This window comes from Gordonia sp. 852002-51296_SCH5728562-b, assembly GCF_001665475.1.
Lineage (GTDB): Bacteria > Actinomycetota > Actinomycetes > Mycobacteriales > Mycobacteriaceae > Gordonia > Gordonia sputi.
In genome coordinates, this window is the sequence record NZ_LZMI01000108.1 from 1 (window position 1) to 6,930 (window position 6,930).

The window sequence follows — 6,930 nt, forward strand, 5'->3', positions numbered from 1 at the left end:
GCTTTGTGTTTTTGGTGGTGGTTGTTTTTTTTCCGGTGTCTTTTATCGTCTTTTGTTTAACCGGGGGCTCCCCGGGGGGTTACTTGTCCCCGCCCGGCTCTCGTCGTCTCTGAGGCTGTTGGCTTTACATGGTTCATGAAATGCGTACTCGTAGGCCGCGACGAGGACGTGCAGTCGCGAAAGTGGGGTAGGTGGCTACCCGATACCGCGAGGGCTCGCGCTCGTAGCGTCGTGGTCAGCGAGTTCCCCGGGTCCAGCTCGGTGGTGGTGCCCGACGTGGTGTGCCGGTGCAAGGGATTCGCGTACACAGCTCTGCAGTCTCATCTCGGAAGTCACCGCCATGCACACTCTCTTCGGTCATCAGATCCAGCGCCATCCCGTCGCCACGATTCCCCTGCGCGGTGAGACCCGGCCGGCCCAGACTCACACCCAGGCCCAGCCTCACACCCAAGCCCGGACCTCCGCGGCGCCCGTCGTCGTCGGAGTGTGTGGAACGGACGAATCGTATTGGGCGGTCGAGTATTCCGCCCGCGCGGTCCGCTCCGAGGCGCCGCTCTACCTCGTCAGTGTCGTCGCTCGGCAGCGGGCGAATCCGCACCGCAGTCGCGAGGAACGACGGTGGCGAGATGAGTTGGGCGCCGACGCATATCAGCTCGAGGAGCTCTCGGTGATCCATGAGGTTCAACGACGTGCGCGAGAAGTCGCCTGTGCCGCAGGCGCTTCCGATGTCCGAGCCCTGGTGCGCAGCGGTAAGCCCCACGTCGTGTTGGCGCGGGAGTCCCGCGACCTCGATGCGGCCGCAATGGTTCTCGGGTATGCGTCGGGGCCGGGTCGATTGGCCCGACGGCTTTGTGCCACAACGGATGTCCCGCTCCTGGTGGTCAACAGGGGTGTCGATGCGGGTTACCTGCTCACCGCTACGCCACGTGGTGTGCGCTCCCTGCGTGAGCGGCGTCCAACAGGCGTCCCCGCGACTGGGGAGTGACGGTAGGGCGGCTTGTCAGCTCGGCGGCGCCGGCACCAGCGGTAGCTGACTCGACGCCTGCAGCGACGTCGGCAGGTAGCGCGGAGCGGGATTGCCGCTGTGCGCGGTGTCGTCGGCGGGGTAGTAGAACTTGTGGAATCCGGGCGAGAAGATCAGCGCCCGATTGCCGGTGCGGCAGGCGACCTGGGTGGCTGAGGGCACCGTGCAGGTGACGCCCGCGATCGTCACGCGTGTGCCCACATTCAGGCGCGGCGGACGGAAGCCCGACGCCGAGCCGAAATGGTACGAGGTGCCGGTCAGCAAATCCGGCTTGGGCACCCACCACGGCCCCTGGGCGTCGGCGGTGATGGCTGCACCCTGGACGCCGGGAGGTGCCGTTGCGGGGCGGCCCTGACAGCCCACCGAGCGGAACGTCGGGCCGATCTGGCAGTTCCACCGGCCGGTGGTGAAGAACGACCGTCCGTTGTCGTCGTAGGCCAGCGAGCGGAACGGCGTCGGATCGACAGGTGTGTAGCGCGCGAGGTCGAATGCGGCGGGCAGCGGTGGCGGTGCTGCCTCAGCCGGAGATGCGTTCAGTAGCGGTACGAGAAGTGCCGCAGCGGCCAGGAGCCACGACGCCAGACGGGAGCGAGACATCTTGTGGCGTCTGTGGGTCGTCGGCACGGGGCCAGTCCACCACATCGCGGCGTCGGACGAGGGCGAAACTCGGACAGTGGCGGTGTGCGCGGCGCGGCGACAGCGAATCGCCGCGACGAAACTGAGCTGTTGCGCAGGTCACACCCACTGTTCACTGCGTTGTTGCCCGCTGGTGGTTGTCACCCGCCCACAACACGCCCGACTGTGAGTTTCCCAAGACACGCCGAGCTGAGAAAAGTTCTTTGTTGTGGAAATCGCGCACAGTGTCTGACCTGCAGAGATCGAGTTGCGCACGCATATACTCCCCAACGTTCTCCACAGCGGCTGCACAACTGACGCGGGGTTGCGCGCGAGCCGTCCACAGGCCATCCACAAGTTCGTCCACAAGCGCGTTTGAGTGCGACGAGACGAACTCCTACTGTCTTCCATCAGTGCCGATGGTGTTGCGCGTCGCGATGTGCGGTCCGACATGTCAGACCCCTCGGGTATCAACAAAGACGACTCAGCCAGTCGGATTCCGGGGGACGGCCGATTCGTCAGCACACCGCCGTGTCGACGAGTTTGACGGTTGGGGACGTCCATCGTCAGGGTTCGAGTTCGAAAGGTTGGCACACGTGGCAGTTGTCGATGATCGCGGTCACGGTGCGGCGCGCGATTCCGGACGACCCGACGAGCCCGACATGCCGGTCGAGGAATATGGCCGGCAACCGCCGCAAGACATGGCGGCCGAGCAGTCCGTCCTCGGCGGCATGATGCTCTCGAAAGACGCGATCGCCGACGTCATCGAGAAGATCCGCACCAACGACTTCTACCGACCGGCACATCAGGCCGTCTACGAGGCGATCCTCGAGCTGTACGGCAAGGGTGAACCCGCCGACGCCGTCACGGTCGCCGCAGAGCTCGAGCGCGCGGGCGAGCTGCGCCGCATCGGGGGCGCCCCCTATCTGCACACCCTGATCTCCACCGTGCCCACCGCGGCCAACGCCGGCTACTACGCCGAGATCGTCGCCGAGAAGGCCATTCTTCGACGCCTCGTCGAAGCAGGCACGCGCATCGTGCAGTTCGGCTACTCCGGTGCCGACGGCCAGGATGTCGCCGAGGTGGTCGACCGCGCACAGGCCGAGGTCTACGAGGTCACCGAGCGGCGTACCGCCGAAGACTACGTGCCGCTCGAAGAGCTGCTGCAGCCGACGATGGACGAGATCGACTCCATCGCCTCCCGCGGTGGCATTTCGCTCGGTGTGCCAACGGGTTTCGCCGACCTGGACAAGCTCACCAACGGCCTGCACCCCGGGCAGATGATCATCGTGGCAGCCCGCCCGGGTGTCGGCAAAGCGCTCTCGCTCGATACTCCGCTACCGACCCCGACCGGCTGGACCACGATGGGCACGGTGAGCGTCGGCGACGAGCTGATCGATCCGCACGGTAGGCCCACGCGCGTCGTTGCCGCGACCGAGGTCATGACGGAGCGGCCGTGCTTCGAGGTGGAGTTCAGCGACGGCAGCGTGCTCGTCGCCGACGAACAGCACCAGTGGGTCGCAGAGGTCGACGATGAGCGCCGTACCCTCACCACCGCCGATCTGCGAGTGCACGTCGGGTGCGCCATGGTGCGCAACACCGAGCCACTCGAGTTGCCGCGCAAGAACTTCGCCTACGGTCCGTATACGGTTGCCGCACTTGCGGGAATGGCATTCGACGACCCCGAGATCGGTATCCGCATCGACGCCGAGGGCGATGTCGACGTCATGGCGCTGATGTCAGATCTCGGTGGGCGAATTCCGTATGAGTATCTGCGCGGGTCGATCGCGCAGCGTCGAGCACTGCTCGCCGGCCTCCTCGATGCCCGCGCGAGCGTCGATGAGGACGGATGGATCATCGTTCCGGCCGCCACCCGACACATGACCGCAGTCATCGCCGACCTCGTCGCCGGACTCGGCTACACATACAAGAGGTCGGCGACCGGCTGGCTCCGGGTCGACACGGGCGACGACGACGTCTTCACCGTTTACCACAAAGCGTTGCGCCACAAGGAACTTCGCATGCAGTCGGGAGTTCGACGCGTCGTCGCCGTTCGTCCGGTCCGCAGCGTCCCGGTGCGGTGCGTGCAGGTCGACAACGACGAGCACATGTACCTCGCCGGTGAGGCCATGGTGCCGACGCACAATTCGACGCTCGCCATGGACTTCATCCGGTCGTGCTCGATCGGCCATCAGATGACGGCCGCGATGTTCTCCTTGGAAATGAGCAAGGTCGAGATCGTGATGCGACTCCTCTCGGCAGAAGCCAAGATCAAGCTCGGCGACATGCGTGGCGGTTCGATGTCCGACGACGACTGGACGCGCCTCGCACGTCGAATGGGTGAGATCTCCGAGGCGCCGCTGTTCATCGACGACTCGCCGAACCTCACCATGATGGAGATCCGCGCCAAAGCTCGACGCCTCAAGCAGCGCCACGATCTGAAACTCGTTGTGGTGGACTACATGCAGCTGATGACGTCCGGCAAGAAGGTCGAGTCGCGTCAGCAGGAAGTCTCGGAGTTCAGCCGCCAATTGAAGCTGCTCGCGAAGGAACTCGAGGTTCCCGTGGTCGCGATCAGCCAGCTGAACCGTGGTCCAGAACAGCGCACCGACAAGAAGCCGCAGGTGTCGGACCTTCGTGAATCGGGATCGCTGGAGCAGGACGCCGACATGGTCATCCTGCTCCACCGCCCCGACGCGTTTGAACGCGATGACCCGCGCGCGGGCGAGGCCGACATCATCGTCGGCAAACACCGCAACGGTCCTACTGCCACGATAACCGTTGCGCACCAACTACATCTGAGCCGCTTCGTGGATATGGCGCGAGGGTAGTCGGTGCTGCCGCTATCACTACTTAGGCGAATATGCGGGCCAACGAGACTAGTTCAACACATGGATGGCCTCCGGCTATGTATCCAGGTCTTTGAGTAGTTCTGACCTGCCGCCGGGTGCACTACCAAGCGTCTCGTACCTGCTCACGAGGTCGAGTTGCCAGGGCTGAGCGGTTGCGACAACTAACTCGTCCCAAGACTGTGCACTTGGTATTTGCGATGCGCGGTACGCGTCATTAACAACAGTTGCCGCTAGTGTTCCCGTCCGGAGAAGGGCTGGGATGTTTGCATGCCTGATGTGCGAGGGGTGCGCAGCGCGGAGATAGTCACCCGCCATGCTGTGGGCCGCGATCTGGGCTGCCACCTTGCCGAGCGATATTGCAGATATCAGACTGTGCGCAGCGAGTAGCAGCTCGGTACGTCGGCGCTTCTGCGGCCAGTCGAGCTCTGGTGAACCTGTCTGCGTGAGAGCCTCGGCGTGGACGTAGGTACGGATGATCACCTCAGTTGCGATGACAGTCATTGTTGGCGTAGCGATTCCGCTTCGCACGTTCCAACCTGTCCCTTGACCGAGTCCACTGTAGGCGTGAAGGGCGAAGTCCCGCACCAATTGGTTGTCACTCTCGTACAGCAACGACATTCCAGGGATCGGCAGGCTCATCGGAGTAACGACATCTGCCAACAAATGCTGCCCAAGCCGCAGCGCAGCCTCGGTGAGCGACAGATTGGGTAGGAACACCCCACCTTGGAAAATCGGGATGGCTTGCCCGTTCTGCCAACGGATTCCGCGGAACTCGCCGTTCATGACCTGCCTGATGGCTTCGATCGGTCGCGCAACATCGTGACCCGCTGACTTGACCCGGTGCGCACGTCCACCGAACCCGGGCCCCATGTAGTCGATGGGCAGTCGCTTCCCCGCTGATTCCCAACGCTGTACGGCGGCGGACTCGGTGAGCGTCTTCAGGTGATCACGCACCGCGCTGTCGATCGTCGAGTCGAACCAGGAACAGAGCAACCCGACAAGTCCTGCGGCACCGACGGCGAGGTAGTCCGACGATCTCCAAGAGAGGCGATGCTTGGTTTGCCAAAGCTCCCATGCCTCGCGCTGCGCTTCAGTCAAAGCTCCGTCGAGGTCGACCTCTTGCCAGGACCGTCGCAGCCTGAGGTCTTTGTTGAAAGACGTGAGCTCGTCGTAGGTCTGGTGGTGCGGGCTCGTCTCCAGACTCGCCGTAGGCCCGGTGGCAGGTCCCCGATAACCGGTCCAGGCAGTTCTAGAGCCAGTATCTTCTTGCAGTCGGTCAGTCGATCTCGCAGCCCACGGGGTGATGCTGGTGGGTGCATCCGGCAGCGTACTCGGCCGGGGTTCGATAGCCCAGTGCCGAATGCCGGTGTCGGTGGTTGTGGTCGGCCTTGAAGTCGCCGATGACCACACGGGCCTCCAACAGGGTGGGCCAGCAGTTGCGGTTCAAACACTCGTCACGCAGCCGGTTGTTGAACGACTCGATGAACCCGTTGTTCTACGGCGTGCCGGGCGGAATGTAGGAGATCCCCACCGACCCTGCACAGAAGTCGCGCAGGGCTTCTGAGATGAACTCAGGGCCGTTGTCCATGCGCAGCACCATCGGCGGGCCACCCCAGATCGCGAACGTCTTCTCCAACTCCTCGATCAACCGCTCAGCCGGAATCGAGCGGTCCACGATGTTCAGCAACGACATGCGGGTGTGCTCGTCCACCATCGACGCGATCTTGATCTTCTTCCCATCGACGGTGGAATCGAACTGAAAGTCCAATGCCCACACCACTTTCGGTGCGTCCGCGACCACGACCGGGACCGATGACTGGCCGGCGCGTTTGCGGCGCGGAGCACGCCGCACTTGCAGGCCCTCCTCCTTCCACAACCGATGCACTTTCTTCTTGTTGATCTCGATGCCGTCGTCGAAGCGCAGGTGCGCCCACGCGCGCCGGAACCCGTGCCGGGGGTTCTTGCGGGCATACGTGCGTAGCTGCTCGCGCAGTGCGGCGTCCGGATCGGCCGGGGTGTGTGCGTGCGGCAGCCGTCGATAGGCGGAACGGGAAAGCCCAACTACCCTGCACGCCATACGTTCTGACATGTTCTTGACGTCTTTGAGCATGTCGATGGCGGCACGTTTGGCAGTTGGGCTCAGAATTTTCCCTTCGCGATCTCCCGCAACGCGTCCTTCTCCAACTCCGCGTCAGCCAGTAGCCGCTTGAGACGGCTATTCTGCTCGCGCAGCTCTTTGAGTTCCTTCGTCGCGTCGCCATCCATGCCGCCGTACTGGCGGCGCCAGTTGTACAACGTCGCCGCCGACACCTCGAGATCAGCGGCGATCTCCTCGCCGGTCTTGCCTTCCGCAGCCAACTCATCGGCCCGGCGCAGCTTGCGCACGATGTCCTCCGCCGAGTGACGCTTACGTCCTGCCATGATCCTCATCGTCCCTTC

Annotated in this window: 4 protein-coding genes and 1 pseudogene; 2 read left to right on the top strand and 3 right to left on the bottom strand. The window is 63.8% G+C overall.

What is annotated here, in order from left to right; all coding sequences use genetic code 11:
* Window positions 1–340: 340 nt before the first annotated feature.
* A complete protein-coding gene (locus tag A5766_RS24065) occupies window positions 341–985 on the top strand; it encodes a universal stress protein (RefSeq protein WP_005202387.1) in 645 nt (214 codons plus the stop codon).
* A gap of 15 nt (window positions 986–1,000) precedes the next feature.
* On the opposite strand, the gene A5766_RS18290 is transcribed toward A5766_RS24065, so the two are convergent.
* The gene (locus tag A5766_RS18290) at window positions 1,001–1,621 is read right to left on the bottom strand and encodes a hypothetical protein (protein ID WP_005202385.1); all 621 of its coding nucleotides are present in this window, start codon (window positions 1,619–1,621) and stop codon (window positions 1,001–1,003) included.
* A gap of 614 nt (window positions 1,622–2,235) precedes the next feature.
* Here A5766_RS18290 and dnaB point away from each other — a divergent pair.
* The gene (gene dnaB / locus A5766_RS18295; RefSeq protein ID WP_039854383.1) at window positions 2,236–4,470 is read left to right on the top strand and encodes a replicative DNA helicase; all 2,235 of its coding nucleotides are present in this window, start codon (window positions 2,236–2,238) and stop codon (window positions 4,468–4,470) included.
* 75 nt (window positions 4,471–4,545) lie between these two features.
* Here dnaB and A5766_RS18300 read toward each other — a convergent pair whose 3' ends face one another.
* Together A5766_RS18300 and A5766_RS24070 are read right to left on the bottom strand one after the other, a co-directional pair.
* Window positions 4,546–5,589: a hypothetical protein gene (locus A5766_RS18300; protein WP_197501544.1), complete on the bottom strand. Its 1,044-nt coding sequence runs from the start codon at window positions 5,587–5,589 to the stop codon at window positions 4,546–4,548.
* 178 nt (window positions 5,590–5,767) lie between these two features.
* A pseudogene (locus A5766_RS24070) lies at window positions 5,768–6,912 on the bottom strand (IS3 family transposase).
* Window positions 6,913–6,930 lie beyond the last annotated feature (18 nt).